Origin of the sequence: Actinoplanes auranticolor (assembly GCF_018332655.1) — a bacterium.
Lineage (GTDB): Bacteria > Actinomycetota > Actinomycetes > Mycobacteriales > Micromonosporaceae > Actinoplanes > Actinoplanes auranticolor.
Genome location: NZ_BOQL01000138.1, coordinates 1 through 1361 on the forward strand (window position 1 = coordinate 1; position 1361 = coordinate 1361).

The 1361-nt window shown below is 68.0% G+C and carries 2 protein-coding genes; one reads left to right on the top strand and one right to left on the bottom strand.

What is annotated here, in order from left to right; genetic code table 11:
* The first annotated feature begins 173 nt into the window (after nt 1-173).
* Nucleotides 174-491 (top strand): hypothetical protein, encoded by a 318-nt coding sequence (locus Aau02nite_RS46045; protein ID WP_212995033.1) that lies wholly within the window; start codon nt 174-176, stop codon nt 489-491.
* 230 nt (nt 492-721) lie between these two features.
* On the opposite strand, the gene Aau02nite_RS46050 is transcribed toward Aau02nite_RS46045, so the two are convergent.
* On the bottom strand, nt 722-1361 hold a 640-nt coding region (locus Aau02nite_RS46050; RefSeq protein WP_212995034.1), incomplete at its 5' end, for an IS5 family transposase.

A 1361-nucleotide genomic window follows, 5' to 3' on the forward strand; every position in this document is an offset into this window, starting at 1 on the left:
CACACCGTCACCGCAGCTCAGCACGGATCTCCTGCTGGAGTACTAGACGATGACTCCTGCCAGCGTTGCCGCCGTCATGGCTCTCCACCAGTTCGCCTAACCGATCTCCAGGCGCAGGCGGAACCCGCGGAACACCAGCCGTAAATGTCGTACCCCGGCGCTACGGTCCGCGCATGGCCGACCTGGATAAACCAAGGTCCCAAGCGGACAGCGACGCCCTGCTCGCCTTCGGCTTCACCTGCAACGTGGAGGACGCGAGCCCGGAACTGTGCGCGGCCGCGATGAAGGTCGCCCTGAACCTCTACGGCTGCGACGCCGCCCGGATCCGGGCGGCGCACGAGCTCTGCCGGGAGCGGCAGGGCGACGCCGGCGAAGACCACGATCCGACGATCACGTTTCTCGAGCAGGCGCTGCAGCAACGCAATGCCGCCAGCGACGACACCGACCAAGCCGGCCGGGAGCGCTTCGCCGAGCAGCTCTCCCAAGAGTAGTTCCCGGCCCCGCAGCCGTACCAATGGCCGCGGCGGGGCCGCACCAGCCAGTTACCCGCTACGCCGACAATTGCAGCGCCCTTGTCACGGTGCCGCCAACGGGGTCATCGCAGGCCGGTGGCGACGGGTACTCGTCGTCGCCTCCGACGCGACGATGCGCGTGGGCGCCGCTGCGAGAGGCATGGGCCGTCCAGGCCGATCATCCAGCTAAGGCGTGTTTCATAACCAGGTCAGAGCCATTCGCTGATGATGGTGATGGTCAGGACGGCTTGGAAGCGGACGGCTAACTTGTCGTAGCGGGTGGCTACGCCGCGGTGGCGTTTGAGGCGGGCGATGCCGTTCTCGACGGCGTGGCGTAGCCGGTAGAGCTGGGGGTCGAACGCGGGTGGGCGGCCGCCTTGGGAGCCTTTGGCTTTGCGGTAGGCGTCTTGATCTTTCTTGCTCGGGATGCAGGCTTTGATCCCACGTGAGCGTAGGTATCGGCGGTTGGCGCGGCTGGTGTAGGCCTTGTCGGCCAGTACCAGCACCGGCCGTGACCGTGCCCGGCCGACACCGAGCCGGCTGACCCGGATACGGCGCAGGACCGGAATGAACTGTGGGCTGTCACCACGATGCCCGGCGGTCACGATCAGGGAGAGGACTTTCTGGCCCTGCCCGCACGCCAGGTGCGTCTTGGTGGTCAGCCCGCCACGCGAGCGGCCCAGCCCGTGATCGGCCGGCTCGTCGTGGACCCCGCCGGGTGGTTCCTTCTGCAGATGCCCGTCGGTGCGGGCACCCGCGGCGTGCTGATGAGCGCGGCTGGTCATCGAGTCCACGCTGACCGTCCAGTCGATCCGGCCTTGGGCGTCGCCTGGGACTGCAACGCGGCCA

Coding starts and splice junctions, on each gene's coding strand:
- Aau02nite_RS46045 (WP_212995033.1), top strand. CDS start 174: ATGGCCGACCTGGATAAACCAAGGTCCCAAGCGGACAGCGACGCCCTG.